Annotated in this window: 18 protein-coding genes and 1 pseudogene; 9 read left to right on the top strand and 10 right to left on the bottom strand. The window is 59.8% G+C overall.

Features of this window, described 5'->3' with window-relative positions:
• The first annotated feature begins 366 nt into the window (after positions 1-366).
• The 6 genes from PH552_RS03450 to PH552_RS03425 are packed head-to-tail and all read left to right on the top strand — an operon-like array spanning position 367 to position 4,600.
• Positions 367-1,206 carry a transporter substrate-binding protein gene (locus tag PH552_RS03450; protein WP_112345787.1) on the top strand — a complete coding sequence of 280 codons (840 nt, stop codon included), beginning with the start codon at positions 367-369 and terminating at the stop codon, positions 1,204-1,206.
• Between the two features lie 54 nt (positions 1,207-1,260).
• Positions 1,261-1,923, top strand: a complete 663-nt coding sequence (locus PH552_RS03445; protein WP_112345788.1) for an amino acid ABC transporter permease — start codon at positions 1,261-1,263, stop codon at positions 1,921-1,923.
• Positions 1,924-1,927: 4 nt separating this feature from the next.
• A complete protein-coding gene (locus PH552_RS03440) occupies positions 1,928-2,587 on the top strand; it encodes an amino acid ABC transporter permease (protein WP_112345789.1) in 660 nt (219 codons plus the stop codon).
• A 12-nt stretch (positions 2,588-2,599) separates the two neighbouring features.
• Positions 2,600-3,370 carry an amino acid ABC transporter ATP-binding protein gene (locus PH552_RS03435; protein WP_113248838.1) on the top strand — a complete coding sequence of 257 codons (771 nt, stop codon included), beginning with the start codon at positions 2,600-2,602 and terminating at the stop codon, positions 3,368-3,370.
• Between the two features lie 16 nt (positions 3,371-3,386).
• Positions 3,387-3,776: a RidA family protein gene (locus tag PH552_RS03430; protein ID WP_285165487.1), complete on the top strand. Its 390-nt coding sequence runs from the start codon at positions 3,387-3,389 to the stop codon at positions 3,774-3,776.
• 17 nt (positions 3,777-3,793) lie between these two features.
• On the top strand, positions 3,794-4,600 hold the full coding sequence (locus PH552_RS03425) for an IclR family transcriptional regulator (RefSeq protein WP_112345792.1): 807 nt from the start codon (positions 3,794-3,796) through the stop codon (positions 4,598-4,600).
• Positions 4,601-4,732: 132 nt separating this feature from the next.
• Here PH552_RS03425 and PH552_RS03420 read toward each other — a convergent pair whose 3' ends face one another.
• The 3 genes from PH552_RS03420 to PH552_RS03410 form a co-directional block, all read right to left on the bottom strand.
• The gene (locus tag PH552_RS03420; protein WP_350223703.1) at positions 4,733-4,978 is read right to left on the bottom strand and encodes a WGR domain-containing protein; all 246 of its coding nucleotides are present in this window, start codon (positions 4,976-4,978) and stop codon (positions 4,733-4,735) included.
• 137 nt (positions 4,979-5,115) lie between these two features.
• Positions 5,116-5,760, bottom strand: a complete 645-nt coding sequence (locus PH552_RS03415) for a TenA family protein (RefSeq protein WP_285165486.1) — start codon at positions 5,758-5,760, stop codon at positions 5,116-5,118.
• Between the two features lie 5 nt (positions 5,761-5,765).
• Positions 5,766-6,608, bottom strand: coding sequence for a BtpA/SgcQ family protein (locus PH552_RS03410; protein ID WP_285165484.1), 843 nt, complete (start codon positions 6,606-6,608; stop codon positions 5,766-5,768).
• A gap of 26 nt (positions 6,609-6,634) precedes the next feature.
• Between PH552_RS03410 and PH552_RS03405 the strand changes: the two genes are divergently transcribed.
• On the top strand, positions 6,635-7,537 hold the full coding sequence (locus PH552_RS03405) for a PfkB family carbohydrate kinase (protein WP_285165483.1): 903 nt from the start codon (positions 6,635-6,637) through the stop codon (positions 7,535-7,537).
• A gap of 3 nt (positions 7,538-7,540) precedes the next feature.
• Here the strand turns inward: PH552_RS03405 and PH552_RS03400 are convergent, their stop codons facing one another.
• The 6 genes from PH552_RS03400 to PH552_RS03375 are packed head-to-tail and all read right to left on the bottom strand — an operon-like array spanning position 7,541 to position 13,220.
• Positions 7,541-8,311: a glutamine amidotransferase gene (locus PH552_RS03400; protein ID WP_112345797.1), complete on the bottom strand. Its 771-nt coding sequence runs from the start codon at positions 8,309-8,311 to the stop codon at positions 7,541-7,543.
• A 17-nt stretch (positions 8,312-8,328) separates the two neighbouring features.
• Positions 8,329-9,405 (bottom strand): phosphotriesterase family protein, encoded by a 1,077-nt coding sequence (locus PH552_RS03395; RefSeq protein WP_285165482.1) that lies wholly within the window; start codon positions 9,403-9,405, stop codon positions 8,329-8,331.
• Positions 9,405-10,409 carry an ABC transporter permease gene (locus tag PH552_RS03390; RefSeq protein WP_113248833.1) on the bottom strand — a complete coding sequence of 335 codons (1,005 nt, stop codon included), beginning with the start codon at positions 10,407-10,409 and terminating at the stop codon, positions 9,405-9,407. The genes PH552_RS03395 and PH552_RS03390 overlap by 1 nt, the downstream gene beginning before the upstream one ends.
• The gene (locus PH552_RS03385) at positions 10,406-11,215 is read right to left on the bottom strand and encodes an ATP-binding cassette domain-containing protein (protein ID WP_113248832.1); all 810 of its coding nucleotides are present in this window, start codon (positions 11,213-11,215) and stop codon (positions 10,406-10,408) included. The genes PH552_RS03390 and PH552_RS03385 overlap by 4 nt, the downstream gene beginning before the upstream one ends.
• Positions 11,212-12,162, bottom strand: a complete 951-nt coding sequence (locus PH552_RS03380) for a substrate-binding domain-containing protein (RefSeq protein WP_145646733.1) — start codon at positions 12,160-12,162, stop codon at positions 11,212-11,214. Before PH552_RS03380 ends, PH552_RS03385 begins: the two co-directional genes overlap by 4 nt.
• Positions 12,163-12,182: 20 nt before the next feature.
• Positions 12,183-13,220, bottom strand: a complete 1,038-nt coding sequence (locus PH552_RS03375; RefSeq protein ID WP_285165481.1) for a LacI family DNA-binding transcriptional regulator — start codon at positions 13,218-13,220, stop codon at positions 12,183-12,185.
• 151 nt (positions 13,221-13,371) lie between these two features.
• Between PH552_RS03375 and PH552_RS03370 the strand changes: the two are divergent.
• Positions 13,372-13,629, top strand: a pseudogene (locus PH552_RS03370) (oxidoreductase); the annotation flags it as partial.
• A gap of 64 nt (positions 13,630-13,693) precedes the next feature.
• On the opposite strand, the gene PH552_RS03365 reads toward PH552_RS03370, so the two are convergent.
• Positions 13,694-14,923 (bottom strand): flavin monoamine oxidase family protein, encoded by a 1,230-nt coding sequence (locus PH552_RS03365; protein WP_285165480.1) that lies wholly within the window; start codon positions 14,921-14,923, stop codon positions 13,694-13,696.
• A gap of 96 nt (positions 14,924-15,019) precedes the next feature.
• Between PH552_RS03365 and PH552_RS03360 the strand changes: the two genes are divergently transcribed.
• A complete protein-coding gene (locus tag PH552_RS03360) occupies positions 15,020-16,549 on the top strand; it encodes a cation:proton antiporter (protein ID WP_113249066.1) in 1,530 nt (509 codons plus the stop codon).
• The last annotated feature ends 60 nt before the right edge of the window (positions 16,550-16,609 follow it).

Below are 16,609 nucleotides of genomic sequence, written 5' to 3'. Positions count from 1 at the left end.
CTTCGCAGTCGTTGCCGATGGGGCGGTGCGCGAAAGCGAGACGGCAACTGACGACTTCCGATTGCGCAAAGCGGCCGATTTGGTCTCGATATTTCACAATTTTATCCGATCGATGCAGGCGGCGGGCTGCCCTGCCCTTCCCTCCTGGTCAGTGCAGCCGCTGGCTCGAGCGCCGATTTCCGATTGCACAAACGCGACACCACACGACGGGCAGCAATTCGCGGGCACTTTGGCGCCGGACTGCCTTCGGTAGCGCCTATTGACAACTTGTTCCTCATAGGACTTGATGTAGGAGTCCATTAAAGCAGATACATGTCCACTATACAGGACATCGGGAACGACGCTCTACAAAAAAGGGGAACTACAATGACGATTTCACTTCGAACCGGCCTGATCTCATTGGCCGTGACCGCAATTCTATGCAGCCCGGCACTGGCTGCTGGCAGCAAGCTTGACGAGGTGCTCGCCCGTGGCCACCTCGTCATGGGAACCGGCAGCACCAACGCGCCCTGGCATTTCAAGAGTGCGGACGACAAACTCCAGGGCTTTGACGTCGACATGGGTCACATCATCGCCAAGGCCCTCTTCGGGGATCCGGACAAGATCGAATACGTCAACCAGTCGTCGGACGCGCGCATTCCGAACATCACGACAGACAAGGTCGATATCACCTGCCAGTTCATGACCGTGACAGGCGAGCGTGCTCAGCAGATCGCGTTCACGATTCCCTATTATCGCGAGGGCGTCGGCCTCATGCTCAAGGCAGACGGCAAATATGCCGACTATGCCGCACTCAAGGCGGCGGGCTCTTCGGTGACGATTTCGGTGCTTCAGAATGTTTATGCGGAAGCCATGGTCCATGCAGCTCTTCCGGAAGCAACCGTCGACCAGTACGATTCCGTCGACCTGATCTACCAGGCGCTTGAGTCCGGCCGGGCCGATGCCGCTGCTACCGATCAGTCTTCCCTTGCCTGGTACATGACCCAGAACCCCGGCAAGTATAAGGATGCCGGTTATGGATGGAACCCGCAGACCTATGCCTGCGGCGTCAAGCGCGGCGATCAGGATTGGCTGAACTTCGTCAATACCGCCCTCCACGAGGCGATGACCGGCGTCGAGTTCGACACTTATGCGAAGTCCTACAAAACCTGGTTCGGCAAAGACCTGACACCTCCGCAGATCGGCTTTCCGGTCGAATTCAAGTAATTGGTAAAAAGGAACGGGAGCATCTCCCGTTCCTTCTTCTGGAGGCGGCCTGTCGTGGGTTACACGCTGAATTTCGGCGCCGTTTGGCGCAACTTCGATTTTCTTTTGAGCGGATTGATGCTGAGCCTTGGGCTTGCCGCGATCTCGCTGTTGATTGGTGCCGTGCTTGGTCTTCTGGTGGCCTTTGCGCTCATCTCGAAGCAGCGAATTGCCGCAGTGCCGGCCCGCTGCTACGTCACGCTTATCCGCAATCTGCCGATCCTGGTGCTTGTGCTGTTTGCCTTTTTCGCATTGCCGCAAATCGGTTTCAGGCTCGATAAGATAAAAAGCTTCGTCCTCGTCCTGTCCCTGTACTCGGGCGCCTATCTCGCGGAAGTATTCCGGGCCGGTCTGCTGTCCATTCCCAAGGGGTTGACGGAAGCTGGGCTTGCGATCGGGCTCACCGGAATGCAGATCCGTACATCGATCGTCGCGCCGCTGATGCTGCGCAACGTTCTGCCTTCCTTGTCGTCGACGGTCATATCGCTGTTCAAGGATACCTCGCTCGCCGCAACCATTGCTGTCCCGGAACTGACTTTTGCCGCGCGCAAGATCAATGTCGAAAGTTTCCGCGTGATCGAGACATGGATGGTTACCTCGGCGCTTTATGTCGCAACGTGTTTCGTAATCGCTTCAGTCATGCGCTTCGTTGAACGCCGGCTGGCATTGCCGAGGTAAGCCGATGTCACAGACCTTTTTGGACCAGCTCTGGATCGCCCGCTATGTCATCATGAATGGCCTGGTAATGACCGTATCCATATCGTTGCTGGCAATTCTGAGTGGCTCATGCCTTGGCGTCCTTGTCGGACTTGGCCTGGTTTATGGCAATGCCGTCCTCCGTTTCATCATACGTGCCTATACCGATATAATCCGTGGAACGCCTGTCCTCGTCCTGGTGCTTGCAAGCTATTATGTGTCGAGCGCCGTCGGGCTTGACCTCGGACCCTTTGCCGCCGGTGTCCTCGCATTGGCCGTCTTCTGCTCATCCCATGTCGGAGAAATCGTGCGCGGCGCGCTGCAGGCGATCCCGAAAGGGCAAACCGAGGCAGCCAAGGCGATCGGGCTGACCTTTTCGCAAACATTCACCTCGGTGCTCTGGCCGCAGGCACTGCGCCAATGTCTCCCCGCCTGGGTCAACACCGCCGCAGAGATGGTCAAAGCGTCGACCCTGCTGTCCGTCATCGGGGTGGCCGAGCTGCTTCTCCGCTCACAGGAGATCATCTCCCGTAACTTCATGAGCCTGCAATTCTATTTTCTCGCAGGCGCTCTGTATTTCGTCGTCAACTTCGGGATCGAACGCTTCGGTCAGTTCATCGAGCGCAAGACCGCTCTTCCATCGTGAGGAAGCCAAGCCATGGCCAAGACAATTCTTGAAATCAAGGGCCTGCGGAAGACCTACGGTCATCATGAGGTTCTCAAAGGCGTCGACTGCTCGGTTGCCGAGGGTGAGGTTATTTCGATCATCGGGTCGTCCGGATCGGGCAAGACGACCATGCTGCGCTGCGTCAACATGCTGGAAGAGTTTCAGGACGGCACGATCAGTCTCGACGGCGAGGAGATCGGCTATCACATCGAGGGCAGTTCCCGCCGGCGCAAGAGTGAAAAGGAGATTGCCCGTCAGCGCGCGCTGACGGGGATGGCCTTCCAGCAGTTCAATCTCTTTCCGCACATGAGCGCGGCCGAAAACGTGATGCTTGGCCTGATCAAGGTGAAGAAGATGCAGAAGGCCGCGGCGCGTGCCATCGCCGAGCGCTGGCTCGACCGCGTCGGTCTTTCGGCGCGCGCCAATCACTATCCCGGCCAGCTTTCCGGCGGTCAGCAACAGCGTGTGGCGATCGCTCGTGCGATCGCGATGTCGCCGCGCCTGATGCTCTTCGACGAAGTGACCTCCGCACTCGATCCGGAGCTGGTGGGTGAAGTGCTGCAGGTCATCAAGGGTCTCGCCGCGGATGGAATGACCATGCTGCTTGTCACGCACGAAATGCGTTTTGCCTATGAAGTCTCGTCCCGGGTCATCTTCATGAACCAGGGCGTGATTTGCGAACAGGGCGAGCCGAAGGAAATGTTCGTCAGGCCCAAAACCGAGCGGCTTGCCGAATTCCTGAAAACCTCAAGCTTCAACTAAAAGGGAAAAGAAGAATATGACGATCAAGCGTTATGGTGCGGGTGAAACCGGCGCAGGCGGCCAGCCGCTGCCATTTGCACGTGCCACCGAAGCTGCGGGATGGCTTTATGTGTCCGGCCAGGTGCCGATGGAAAAGGGCGAGATCGTGCCTGGCGGCATCATTGGTCAGAGCCGCAAGGCGATCGAAAACATGATTGCGATCCTCAATGAAGCCGGCTACAGCTCGGAAGATGTCGTGCGCATCGGCGTGTGGCTTGACGATCCACGCGATTTCTGGAGCTTCAATGGTGTCTATGCCGAGTATTTCGGCAAGAACCCGCCGGCTCGCGCTTGTGTTCAATCGCGCATGATGGTCGACTGCAAGGTCGAGGTTGATTGCGTGGCTTACCGCGCCGATCGCGCCTGACAAGGATTGGAGAGAGCATGACCGAGGCCGTAAGCGATGCGGTATCGCGACGCACCCGGGGACTGGACCGCGCCTTCGAGATTCTTGAATTTCTCCGGGTGAAACGACAGCCCATGCGGCCGAACGAAATCGCCTCCGAAATCGGGGCGCCTCGGTCGTCGGTCTATGAACTGGTCAATCTTCTACTCCGCCATGGCATGCTCGATTACCAGGGGAATGACGGCCGTGTTTATCTCGGCCGCCGCCTGTATTTTCTGGGAACAGCCTATGCCGAACAATTCGATTGGATGCGCGAATGTGACCGCATGCTGGTGCGACTGGCCGAGGAAACACGCGAAACGGCGCAGATGTGCCTGCTTGAAGGCAGGAAATATACGGTCGCCATGATGCGCGAGGGTGTCCGGCCTTTTCGCATTTCCTCAAATGTCGGCGAACCGGTTGCGATCCCCTGGACGGCGTCGGGACGCCTGCTGGTGTCGCATCTGACCGATCGGGAAATCATCGATCTGATCCCGCCGGAGGATTTTCTCCTTCCCAACGGGAGGCAGATGGAGCCGTCCGAGTTCATCGGCCAGGTTCGCCAGGCTGGTCGTGACGGCTTCTTTACTTTCAACAGTGAAGTCGAAAATTTCACCCATTGCTTCGCCGTTCCGATCTATCAGGCTGGCGGAGCTTGCATCGCTACCCTCTGCCTCGTCGCACCGCGCGAGGATGGCCTGCGCAACCGCAGCACTTATCTGCAAAGCCTGACAGCCGCCGCCAACGAAATTTCGGAGAAGCTGGGTTTTCACATCGAACGCGATAGGTCCGTTGCGCTCCGTTGAGCTGCCGTTCCAGATACCCAGGCTTGGCGATTGGAAAGAAAGCTACGGCTTCAGTTACCACGCTTTTGGTGGGGATCGCCGGAGCAAGCCCTGTTCAACGGAAAGCCGCTGCGCACTTTTCCTGGAATTGCTCTAGGATCGCGGCCGGTATCCTCTGGCCCGTTTCTGCCGGGCCAATGTGAGAAACATCCTGACGGCATCGCTTTCATCGGCGAAGTGATGTGCCATGGTCTGCCCGCCGAACCCGATGCGGCCCCATCTTCTTGTCAGGCATGTGTCGCCGAACAAAGTCGTTGATATCTCCAGGGCATAATAACGCGCCATGTTCCGCGTGACATCCGTGCGTTCGATGTAGAGATGATAAGGTTGACTAAGCATGCCGGCAGGATGCTTGATCCAGCCGGCGGGGTCCAACGAGTGTTTTGAATCGGTCGACCCGGTTCGATTCATTTCTTTTATGTATTCGAACCCCGACCGGCCCCTCCCCTGCTCGTAGCAGATAACCGGGCCAGCGATCAGGGATAGGCGGCCTCGTGGAAAGCGATTTCCAGGCGCTGCACTTCACCGAAAATGGCGCTCAGCCGCTTGCGCTGGTCAGCACGCATGGTTTCGCCCGCCTGGTCGAGCATGGCCTTAAGCCATCGCGCCTGCGCCTCGAATTCGGGCTCGGCATGAAGCTTGACCCATTCCTTCAGCAGGGGATCGTGGATCGCCGACCGGTTGGCTTCGACCGACCAGGTCCAGTACATCCATTCGGCGGCAAACATGGCGGCGATCGTATCGAGAAACGTGCCGTCGCGGGCGATCGCCAGCATTCCCTCGCGGAAGGCGGCGACGTCTTCTCGGGCGGTGTCGTATCGGGCTGGATCGATGCCACGCGCCGCAAAGGTCTTTTCGAAATAGGCGATCTGCTGGTTCGCGAGGGCGTCGAGTACGCCGATCAGCCAGCGTTTCTGCGCGATGGTCCCGGCCTTCGCAGTGGCATAGGAGAAGATCGCGATCGCCGTGTCGACGAAGGCGCCTTCGAAGACGAGGTAACGCTCGAACACCTCGCTTGGGAGGCGGCCGGCCTTGATATCCTCGACGAAGTGGTGGCGAACCATCGCCTCAAAGACATCGCGGTTTTCGTCAAGCATCTGCTCCGACAGGGTCTGTGCCATCGTCCTCACGCCTCCAGGCCGGGTTTTGCCGCTTCGACGAAGGCTGCGACACGGGCGGGCTCTACCGGGTTCCACCAAACGCCACCTTCCTTCAGTGACGAAGCGACGATGACGCCGTTCGTGCGTTTGAGGATCTCGACGATGTTGTCCTTGGTGACGCCGGAGCCGACCAGCAGCGGCAGATGCGTGGCGGCGCCGATCTCCTCGATCTCCTCGATCGTCGCGCTGTTGCCGGTCCTCTGGCCGGTGGCGATGACGACATCGGCATCGAAGAAGGCGAGGTCACGGGTCAGCTCGTCGATCGTCCGGTCGGCGGTGATGGCATGTGCGCCGTGCTTCACATGGCTGTCGGCAAAGACCCTGATATGTTCGGCGCGCAGCAGCGAGCGATAGCGCATGGCCTCGGCAGCGCGTCCCTCCATGAAGCCCTCATTGGCAATATAGGCGTTTGCCCATTGATTGACGCGGATGAAGCGTGCGCCTCCGGCCATCGCAATCGCAAAGGCGGGGATCGGTGCGTTGGCAAGCACATTGATGCCGAGTGGCACGCCGACGGCGCGGGCAATACGGTCCGTCACGACAGACATGAAGGCTGCGGTTTCATGGCCGATATCCTCGGGTTTCGAAAAGGGAATGTCCCCATGGTTTTCGATGATCAGGCCATGGATTCCGCCCTTGACGAGCGCTTCGGCGTCGCGCATGCAGGTGTCATAAATGGAATCCATCGCTGCGCTGCGATAGCGCGGGGCACCAGGGAAAGGCGGGCAATGGATCATGCCGATCAGCGCCTTGTCAGTACCGAAGATTTCCCGTATGGCGCTCGAGGCCTTATCCGATATCTGCTGCATTTCTCTTTCCTTTCTGAAAGTCTGCCATGCGTGCCTATGTCATCGGTAACGTCGCCATCGACGAAACCATATCCGTATTGTCCATGCCCGAAGCCGGCGCCTCGATCCTCGGCCGCGAGGAGACCCGCGACCTTGGCGGCAAGGGCGCCAATCAGGCGGTCGTAATGGGCCGGACGGGCCTTTCCACGACGCTTGTCGCCGCCGTCGGCAAGGATTTTCGCGCCCAGACGATCCGCGACCAGCTTGCCGGAGAAGTGGTCGACGCTCACCTTGTGGGACATCCCGACCGCTCCAGCGACTTCTCCATCATCTTCACCACGCCAGACGGCGAAAATGCCATCGTGACGACGACGGCCTCGGCCGAGGCGTTGACCCTTGCCGAGGCGCTTGCTCCACTCGCGGATGCCACAGCCGGCGATCTCGTCGTGCTGCAGGGCAATCTCAGCGAAAGCGTCACCCGCGGCATTCTTGCCGACGCCAGACATCGTGGCCTGACGACCGCCTTCAACCCCTCCCCGCTGCGGCCCTACTTTGCCGAGCTTTGGCCGCTGATCGACGTCGCCTTTCTCAACAAGGGCGAAGCCGAAAGCCTGACCGGTTCCTCCGGCGAGAGCGCTATTCAACACCTGGCCGAAGCCGGTGTTGCGCAGACTGTTCTGACCCTCGGCGGCGCCGGCGCGATCCTTGCCAGCGGCAGCCAGGTGATTGCGACTGTCCCAGCGCTCGCGACCGAAGTCGTCGACACAACGGGCGCCGGCGACACCTTCATGGCGGTTGCTCTCGCCTCGGCGGCACTGCGGCGTACAAGGCTCGACGCCCCAGCCATTCATCACGCAACAGCGGCCGCTGCCATCACCGTCAGCCGCCGGGGAACACGCGCAGCCTTTCCGAGCAAAGCGGATCTCGCCGGCATTCTTGCCGGCGAATGACGCTTACTTTTCCTCCGTCAGCCAACCGAGGATATTCTTCCAAAGGCGGCCGTAGCCCTCCCATTCGCAGAAGGCGGGCGAGAGCCAATGCGGGCCGATATCCGAGGTCCACGCAACTGTCCGGCCCTTGCCGAAGCGGCCGGTCACCAGGAGCGGATGCCCGCCCTGATCGTCGGGCAAGCTAGCGATTACTTCGACATCGTCCCGCTCGCGCACCTCGACTTCGTTGACGCCAAGCAGCAAGGGCCATTTGCTCGGGATGCCGGCGACGGTCGCGTGATCGGATTTGACGATAACAGGCGTCGTTCCCTCGGGAATTTCGACACGGTCGTCATAGGGCAGGCAGGTCACCGGCAGCACGTCCTCGACGGCGGTGCGGCGCCAGCGGGCCTTGCCGTCGATCCCTTGGAAGGAAAAATAGCCGCCGACCATCAACAGGCCACCGCCCTTTTCGACCCAGGCCTTGAGCAGTTTCAGCCGGTTCGGGACGGTCTTCGAATGCAGCCAGACCGCCGGCGGAAGAAGCAGCGAGTTGGCGCCGATATCGGAAAGAATGATGGCGTCATAGACATCCAGCCCGGCCATGTCGAAGGGCAGTTGTTCGACCGCTTCATGGGCCGGCATATAGGTGAGCTCATATTCGCTGCCGGCGAGCGCTTTTACGAGCGGCTCGGCGCCAAGGTGGAACGTGACGCTTCCGAACTGGTCGAAGCCCTTATAGTGCGTGGCGGAACTGACCCAGCTTTCGCCGACGAGAAGAACCTTCTTTGTCATGATGTTTCCATTTCTTTTTATGGCGTTGCGTCGGCCTCGAAGACCGATCTCGGATTGGCGCGCATGAAGACGTCGAGCGTTGCATCGTCCAATCCATGGCGCTTCAGGCGCGGCAGGAAGTGGCGCAGGACATAGGCGTAACCGTTGCCGCCGTAATGCTTGAGCATCATCTTCAGGAAGACGTCGTGCGAGAGCAGGAGCCGATCCTTGTGTCCCTTCTCGACGAGCTTGACGAGCGCGCGAGCCGCCTCCTCGTCGCTTGGGCATTGCACCTGCTGATCGGCATAGAAGAAATCCATGCCGATCATGTCGTATTCGAGGAAAGCGCCGCGGGCAGCCAGCTCCGACTGGTAGGTGAGATCGTCATGCGACGGGTTCATGTGGCACAGCACCGTATGCCTGAGATCGCCACCCTCCGCTGCTACGATGTCGAGAACCTTGTGGCCGAGGCGATACCAGCCGGGAAGATGGACCATCAGCGGCAGGCCGGTGCGCACGTGCGCCTGCGCTGCGCCCCGCAGCGATTTTTCCTCCGCGGCCGTGAAATCGGACGAGACGCCGATCTCGCCGATGAGACCGATCTTCACATCGGTGCCATCGGCGCCCGCGGTTGCCTCGGACACGATTTCATCGGCGATCTGAGCCGCGGACATATCGGCAACCCTCGCCGGATGCGACGAACCGAGATAAAAGCCGGCGCCCATGACGATGTTCAATCCCGTCGTCTTGGAAATCCGCCGCAGAGCCAGCGGATCGCGGCCGATGCCCTGGCATGTCGGCTCGACAACCGTCCGGCCGCCGAGCCCGGCAAAATCTTCGAGCTCCGTCACGGCAAGCTTTTCGTCATCCAGCGTGATGTTGTGCTTGTTGACGAAAGGGTCCTGCCGCAGCTCGCCAAGGATTTCCATGCAGACGAAGCTCTCGGCAAGATATTGCCGGTCCGGCGTCTTCGGCGCGTGCCACCAGCAGCGGCAATCGTTGAGAATATGCTCGTGCATCAGGGTAATGCCGATGTCGGAGACCGGAACCGGTCCCGAGACGGTCATCACATATCCGGACCGGAGGTGACCGGGTGAAAGTTCATCCGTTGCCATCAGTTCTTCCTCCTCCCCGTCAGTCGGAAGTTGGTGGTGAAGATGCGCGTGTTCAGCCAGATGGCGACAAGGATGATCGCCCCGGTAACGATCTGGGTAAAGAAGGGCGAGATATGCATCAGGATCAGGCCGTTGCCGATGACGGCGATGGTCATGGTGCCGAGAACCGTGCCGATCATCGTGCCCCGCCCGCCCATCAGCGATGTGCCGCCAAGCACGACGGCGGCAATCACCTGAAGTTCGAAGCCGACCGCCGCATTCGATGAGCCGGAGCCAAGACGCGCGGCAATCAAGAGCCCGGCCAGCGCAGATGCGACCCCCGAGACCAGATAGACCGAAGCGACGATCCATTTGGCGGGCATGCCGACACGGCGCGCCGCCTCCATGTTCGATCCCACCGCCACGATCTGGCGCCCGTATTTCGTTGAGGCCATGACGACATAGCCGGCAATCGCGATCAGGATCGCGATCAAGGCCGGAACGGGAAAGCCGGCCAGTTCGCCGCGTCCCATATAGAAGAAGCCCGGATCGCCGTTGATCGGGATGGAATAACCCTGGGTCAGATAGAGAGCGACGCCGCGCAGGATGGAGAGACCGGCGAGCGTGACGATGAAGGCAGGAATATTCTGGTAGGCGATGAACCAGCCCTGCAGCAGGCCGACGATGCCGCCGAAGGCGAGCATGCCGATCGAGACCAACTGCCAGGGTATACCCGTCGCCAGCGTAATGGCGGCGACCGCATTGATGAGCGCCAGCATGGAGCCGACGGAAAGATCGATCCCGCCTGTGACGATGACCAGCGTCATGGCGATCGCCACGACAAGGATGGGAGCTGCCTGGCGCACGACATTGAGAATGTTGCCCATCGTCATGAAGGTCGTCGTCGTCAGCGAGAAGAAGACGAGGCATGCCAGGAAGAAGAAGGCGATCGACAGGACCTGAGCGTTCTCACTCAGGAAATCTGATATCGGCGAGCCTTTGCTGCGTTCGGTGTAGACGGTCAATGTCTCTCTCCCCCGACGATGAGCTTGACGAGATCCTCAAGATTGGTCTTGCCGATATCGCGCTCTGCGACCTTGGTGCCTTCGTACATGACGGCGATCCGGTCGCAGACCCTGAAGAGATCCTGAAGGCGGTGGGTGATCAGGACGACGGAAACGCCGGTCGCCTTGACCCGATTGATGAGCGAGAGAACGGCTTCGACCTCGGCGACAGCAAGCGCCGAGGTCGGCTCGTCCATGATCAGCACCTTGGGGCTGAATGAGGCCGCTCGCGCAATCGCGATCGCCTGGCGTTGGCCGCCGGACAGCTTCTCCACCTTGGCCGATAGGCGCGGAATGCGGATCTCGAGCGCATCCAGCATCTTGCGGGCCTCGGTCAGCATTCTCTGGCGATCGAGGAATGGGCCTCTGGTGATTTCGCGCCCGAGGAAAAGATTGCCGACGACATCGACGTGATCGCACAGACTGAGGTCCTGGAAGACCATTTCGATGTGCCGGCCGCGCGCATCGGCGGGTCCGGAGAATTTGACCTCCTCGCCGTTCAGCGAGATGGTTCCGTCATCCGGCAGATAGGTGCCGGAGATGATTTTGGTGAGCGTTGATTTCCCAGCGGCATTGTCGCCGACGAGGCCGAGGCATTCACCGGGAAAGAGATCGAGATCGACGCCGCGCAACGCCTGATGCGAACCGAAGGTCTTGCGGATGCCGCGCAGTGATACCGCCGGGGTCACAGCCGGCGAGCCGGAGGAATGCCGGGAGGCTTGCGCCTCCCCGGCTCCGGCATGAACAGGCCGGTTTTCCGTCATCATTTGAAGACGGCCCGGTATGGATCGACGTTCTGCTTCGTCACGATCGTAATCGGCACGGAGATGCTCTTTTCGACGCTCTGGCCGGCGGTCAGCTTCGCTAGGGCCTCGACGGCGGCCTTGCCCTCGCCTGCCGGGTCCTGCTGGACGACAGCGACGACATAGCCCTGATCGAGGCCGGCGATCGCCTGTGCCGTTAGGTCCCAGCCGAAGACCTTGATGCTGTCCTGCTTGCCCTGGCTCTGAACGGCGGCGATGGCGCCGAGCAGGGCCGGTTCGCCGGTGGCGTAGATCGCCGTCATGTCGGGATTGCCGGTGATGAGATTTTCGGCGGCGGCAAGGGCGTTATCCTGGATATTCTGTCCATCGACAACGCCAGCCGTCTCGATGCTGCCGCCCTTGATCGCGTCTTCGAAACCTTTCTGGCGCAGGTTCTGGATATAGGAGTTCAGGGCGCCGACGATGCCGACCTTGGCCTTGCCACCCATATTCTTCTTCACGTAGTCGAGAAAGTAGGCGCCGATATCGGAACCGGCCTTGCCGTTATCGACGCCGATCTGCGACTTCTGCGGGCCTTCCGGCAGGATCGCATCGATGGCGACGACCGGAATGCCGGCATCCGAAGCCTGCTTGACGGCCGGCATGATGCCGTTGACGTCGATGGCAACGACGATCAGGCCATCGACCTTCTGTTGGACATAGGTTTCGATGGCGCTGTTCTGCGCGGCAGCGTCGTTATTGGCGTTGAAGATGACGAGCTTGTCGCCCGAGGCATCGGCCGCCTTCTGGGCGCCTTCGTTGATCTGATTGAAGAAAAGGGCCTGCTGGTTGATCTGCACCAGCGCGTAGGTCTTGCCGGCGGCATGCGCCAACGGAGCTGCAAAGGTCACGCCCGCTAACGCGGTAAAGGCAAGGGCGACGTTGAACGCCCGACGTCTGATCTGTTCCATGTTCTCATCCTCTGGTTTCGTTATCGTTGCTTGTTATGGGTCGACGGCGGTGCAACGGAATTCCGCACGACGATTTCGACTGGCACGAGTTCCTCGGTGGCAAGCGATTTGCTTTCCTGCCAGTTTGTCTCGAGAAGAAGGGAAAGGGCGCGCTGTCCGATGGCGCGCACCGGTTGGCGGATCGCCGTCAGGGGCGGCGCAAAAAGATGCAGCGGACTGACATCGTCGAAGCCGATGAGGGACAGGTCATCCGGTATCGAAATCCCCTTCTCGCGCAGGACTTCGATCATGCCGATGGCGATCTCGTCCGAACTGGCGAAGATCGCGGTTGCCGGCATGCCTTCCTCCAGGAACCGCAGCGCCATCTCCCGTCCGCAGGCAATCGTATATTCGCCGCTGTAGCGCCGGATCGAGACGTCGTCGCCGAAGCGCTCCCGTAAACCCTCGTGCAATCCGTTGAAGCGTCGCTGCGTGCTGATCATGGTATCGGGGCCGCCGACATAGAGCACGTCGCGATGGCCGAATTCAGCCAGATGGCGGCCCGCGAGATAACCGCCCTGCCGATTGTCGCAGAAGAGTTTCGGGACGGTCGCGAGCGGAACGTCCTCGTCGACGACGACGACCTTGCCCGTTCGATTGATGAGAGCGGCGAGTTCACCGCTATCGGGATGGTTGGTGACGAAGACCAATCCGTCCACATGATTGTGCTCGATCAGCCTGAGATAGGCGACCTCGCGGCCGGTCCGGTTGAGGGTCGCATAGAGCGATACGGCCAAGCCCTTGTCGTTGGCCGCCTCTTCGACGGCCGCCACCATGGTCGCGAAGAACGGATTGGCGATATCGGGCACGACGAGACCGATCGTATCGGAGCGGCCTCGGCTCAGCCGCCGGGCATGCGGGTTCGGCTGATATTTGAGGGAGGCGATCGCGTCTTCGATCCGCCGCTTGGTGAGCATGGGCAGGTCCAAGGAACCGTTCAGCATGCGGGAGACGGTTGTCACCGACACGCCGGCAGCCCTCGCGACATCTTTCAATCCCGGCGTGTGTCCCTTTGCCATTTCGCTTGTAAACCGCTTTAGTAAAACGCTTTACTAACACTCAATGACAATCGCGTACCTGTCAAGAGAATTTGACACGGTTACGCCAAGCGGATGCTGAGGCTGCTGACATGGCGACGGCTACAGACGAGGCGAGTACCAGGGCTAGCTACAAGGTCCGTTGGCTCGAGAGGTACGGAGGGTTGTCGACGTTCCCGTCGTCGCGGGCGGTTTGATTACCGGCTACGATCAAGCCGAAATGATCATCGGCACCGGTGATGCCGACATGGTGGCACTGGCGAGAACCATTTTATTCGATCCGAACTGGCCATGGCACGCTGCTGCGGCGCTAGGGGGTAAAGTTCGTGTGCCAAAGCAGTATCTTCGCTCCCAGCCCAATCGCTATCGCGAGCTTTTCGAGACGGAATGACACGCAGTTCTACGGAAACATCAAAACGAACTGGATATCGGGATGTCGCGCGTTGCAATTCCCGCTACGATCGAGGATGGCATTGCGTGAATTCTTGAGCTGCCCTGATGCCACTTGCCCATGCTCCGTGAGCTGTCGAGAAGTCTGATTGACTTGTCGCCTCGCCCGCGAAAAACAGTCGCTCGCCGACGGGGTTTGCCAATCTCCGGCGGTCTCGAGCACAACCGGGCAATGCGTGGCTGTATGAGCCATGGATCCAGTCGACATTGCACCATGAAGAGGCGGCTATTGGCTTGAGGTGTGTCCGGATCTTACTGCCAAGCAGCGCTGTCAACTCCTCGATGGCAAAGGCGAAAGCGTCGAGAACTCCGGCGTCTTCGATCGCGATTGCGCCGAGCCCGCCGAAAAATCCCTCGATGACCGGGCGACCGAGCGGTCGGATGTAGTAGCTGCCCGTTTTATCATTGGCGGGGTTTCCCAGAAGATGGGTCTCGGCCTCCAGACCGTCATTGTCATCCAAGTGGAAGAAAAGCTTGTCCGCGAGGCCAAGCGGCAGGTTCGCAGCTGCCTGCAGGTGATCGTCGATTTCCGGATCGAATTCGATAAGGCCCCTCGCAAGCACGCCTGTCGAGACAGTCACGATCACCGCCCGGGTAGCGATTGCCCCGCGATCGGTCTCGACCCGAACGCCTGACCGGGTGAACCGCACCTTCCTCGCAGGACAGGATACGTATAGAGGAACAGCCGGCATGTTCCTTCCCAGCAACGTTCCATATCCTTCACGCACCCGCCAGTTTGACTGGGTTGCAGCCTTGTCGTAAGCAAGGAAATCCGCGACTGAGAGACGATCGAGCGGTGCACCATTAAGGTATCCGCTTAGAGACTGACAGTAAGCGTTCCACTTCCCACCTGGGTCAAGGGCGTCCGAAGCCCGGTCCGAGGCTGGTGGGGCTCTTTCCATTCGTTCGGACATGACCGACCAAGCCTCAAGAGCAGCTTTTCGATCATCGGGAGTAAATCCGAGATCCCGCCATTGATCTTGCCAGGCAGTGCGACCTTCGACGACATCGAAGCCTTCAGCCCTTGCCAGATCGACCAGTGGATTGCGCTCGGCAGAATGTAACCAGCCACAACCCATGTCGATCGAAAGACCATAGATCTCGTTCGTCCAGGCTCGGCCGCCGATGCGGCTGCTTGCTTCGATGACGACTATCTTGCGGCCTAGCGAGGCCAGCATACGGGCAGCAGAAATCCCAGCCGCCCCAGCGCCGATTATAGCCACCTCGAAGTCCATAACGCGCTCCGTTAATTCTGGTGAAATTGACAGCCGGATGCTCTTGAATCAGGCTACAGACACTATAACGCCTAAAGATCTTTGTTATTGTACATCATGAGCTTTTTCGAAACCCTCGTTGCGCTTCTGGCGGTCGCCGTGGTTCTGTTGCAGATCACCCGGCGAGTCCACCTGCCGTATCCAGGTATTCTTGCCGCGGCTGGCGTAGCGGTCGCGATGGTTCCCGGAGCGCCTAACATCCCGATTGATCCCCACACGGCATTGGCGCTTTTCATTGCGCCTGTGCTCGTTGACTCCGCGTACGATTTTCCTCTAGCGGCGGCAAGACGCATGCTCCTGCCGATCTTTGTTTACGCAGTAGTCGCCGTTCTCGCTACAACCGGCGTAGTCGTCCTCATCAGCGCTTTGACCGTTGGTCTGCCTATAATCGTCGCCCTTACTCTCGGCGCGATCGTCGCTCCTCCGGACGCTGCGGCCGCTACCGCGGTTCTGTCGGGGCTACCGGTCGACCGCAGAGTGGATACTCTGCTCAAGGGCGAGAGCCTGTTCAACGACGCGACCGCCCTTCTGCTGTTCAGTGCGGCCCTGAGCATCCAAGCCAGTGGTGGCCTGGGGTCGGCGACCATAGTCAAGATTGCGATTGCGGCACCGGGTGGAATTCTTTTCGGCATCGCATTTGGTTATCTTCTGTCCAGAGTGAGACCACTGACGGAAAACACGGTAGGCGGAACGCTTCTCCAGTTCGTTTATGCGTTCGCAACGTGGATAATCGCCGAGAGGCTCCATCTGTCGGCGGTCTTGGCCACTGTTGCGAGCGCCATGACGATCGCGACGCTGGCAACGGTCAACGACTCGCCGCGGATGCGCGTCCATTCGTTTGCTGTATGGACGACCGTGGTCTTCCTCCTGAATGTGGTAGCATTCTTGCTGATGGGCCTGCAGGCGAAAAGCATCGTTCAGACAATGTCCCCTGATGAGCTGGCTCGCTCCATCGGCTTTGCCACGATTGTCGTCATCGGAGTGATTGCTTGCAGAATTGCCATTGCTTTTCTCTTTCACGCGGTAGTCACTTTTCGACACGACAGAGGAGGCTACCTCGCGCCATTCCGACATGGAGAGACTATGCTTGTGGGATGGGCCGGGATGCGTGGCCTCGTCACTCTCGCGACTGCCTTCGCTCTCCCATCGGATTTCCCCGAGCGCAACCTGGTCGTACTCGCAGCGTTTGCCGTTGTGCTTGCGACGCTTGTCATCCAAGGCGCAACTCTGGCTCCGATGATCCATCTTCTCCAGCTAGGGCGCCAGGAGGCGGTTCGAAAGGAGACCGATGCGGCAAGAGTCGACCTTGCTGAAGCTGCGATCGCAAGGTTGGCCTCAGAAGAAGGACCCGAAGCCGCAGCTCTTATTGCTGTGTATGCCCAGACCGCAGCGGACCCGGGCGGCCTGTCCGACGATCGACGCCGCGGGCTATTGCGCGCTGCGACCCTAGCTCAGCGCCAGCGCCTCGATGAACTTAGAGACGCGGATCTCATTGGCGCGACGCAGTATCTGGAGTTGCAAGAGGACCTGGACTGGCAGCAGCTGGCGGCCGAGTCCGAGAAAGACAAGCGGATAACGGAAAGCTAAGAAAAGGTGCTCCGCAAATAATGCGTCGCCATTCTGATAAAGAGCCCGAATGATTGGCTA

Source organism: Rhizobium aureum (assembly GCF_030182495.1).
Taxonomy (GTDB): domain Bacteria; phylum Pseudomonadota; class Alphaproteobacteria; order Rhizobiales; family Rhizobiaceae; genus Rhizobium; species Rhizobium tropici_C.
The sequence above is the reverse complement of the archived record's forward strand: the minus strand, read 5'-3'. Positions and strand labels throughout refer to the sequence as shown.

Bases quoted from the DNA above. Each gene is read 5' to 3' on its own strand.
- PH552_RS03450 (WP_112345787.1), top strand. From the start codon at position 367: ATGACGATTTCACTTCGAACCGGCCTGATCTCATTGGCCGTGACCGCA.
- PH552_RS03440 (WP_112345789.1), top strand. From the start codon at position 1,928: ATGTCACAGACCTTTTTGGACCAGCTCTGGATCGCCCGCTATGTCATC.
- PH552_RS03435 (WP_113248838.1), top strand. From the start codon at position 2,600: ATGGCCAAGACAATTCTTGAAATCAAGGGCCTGCGGAAGACCTACGGT.
- PH552_RS03430 (WP_285165487.1), top strand. From the start codon at position 3,387: ATGACGATCAAGCGTTATGGTGCGGGTGAAACCGGCGCAGGCGGCCAG.
- PH552_RS03425 (WP_112345792.1), top strand. From the start codon at position 3,794: ATGACCGAGGCCGTAAGCGATGCGGTATCGCGACGCACCCGGGGACTG.
- PH552_RS03420 (WP_350223703.1), bottom strand. From the start codon at position 4,978: ATGCTTAGTCAACCTTATCATCTCTACATCGAACGCACGGATGTCACG.
- PH552_RS03415 (WP_285165486.1), bottom strand. From the start codon at position 5,760: ATGGCACAGACCCTGTCGGAGCAGATGCTTGACGAAAACCGCGATGTC.
- PH552_RS03410 (WP_285165484.1), bottom strand. From the start codon at position 6,608: ATGCAGCAGATATCGGATAAGGCCTCGAGCGCCATACGGGAAATCTTC.
- PH552_RS03405 (WP_285165483.1), top strand. From the start codon at position 6,635: ATGCGTGCCTATGTCATCGGTAACGTCGCCATCGACGAAACCATATCC.
- PH552_RS03400 (WP_112345797.1), bottom strand. From the start codon at position 8,311: ATGACAAAGAAGGTTCTTCTCGTCGGCGAAAGCTGGGTCAGTTCCGCC.
- PH552_RS03395 (WP_285165482.1), bottom strand. From the start codon at position 9,405: ATGGCAACGGATGAACTTTCACCCGGTCACCTCCGGTCCGGATATGTG.
- PH552_RS03385 (WP_113248832.1), bottom strand. From the start codon at position 11,215: ATGATGACGGAAAACCGGCCTGTTCATGCCGGAGCCGGGGAGGCGCAA.
- PH552_RS03380 (WP_145646733.1), bottom strand. From the start codon at position 12,162: ATGGAACAGATCAGACGTCGGGCGTTCAACGTCGCCCTTGCCTTTACC.
- PH552_RS03375 (WP_285165481.1), bottom strand. From the start codon at position 13,220: ATGGCAAAGGGACACACGCCGGGATTGAAAGATGTCGCGAGGGCTGCC.
- PH552_RS03365 (WP_285165480.1), bottom strand. From the start codon at position 14,923: ATGGACTTCGAGGTGGCTATAATCGGCGCTGGGGCGGCTGGGATTTCT.
- PH552_RS03360 (WP_113249066.1), top strand. From the start codon at position 15,020: ATGAGCTTTTTCGAAACCCTCGTTGCGCTTCTGGCGGTCGCCGTGGTT.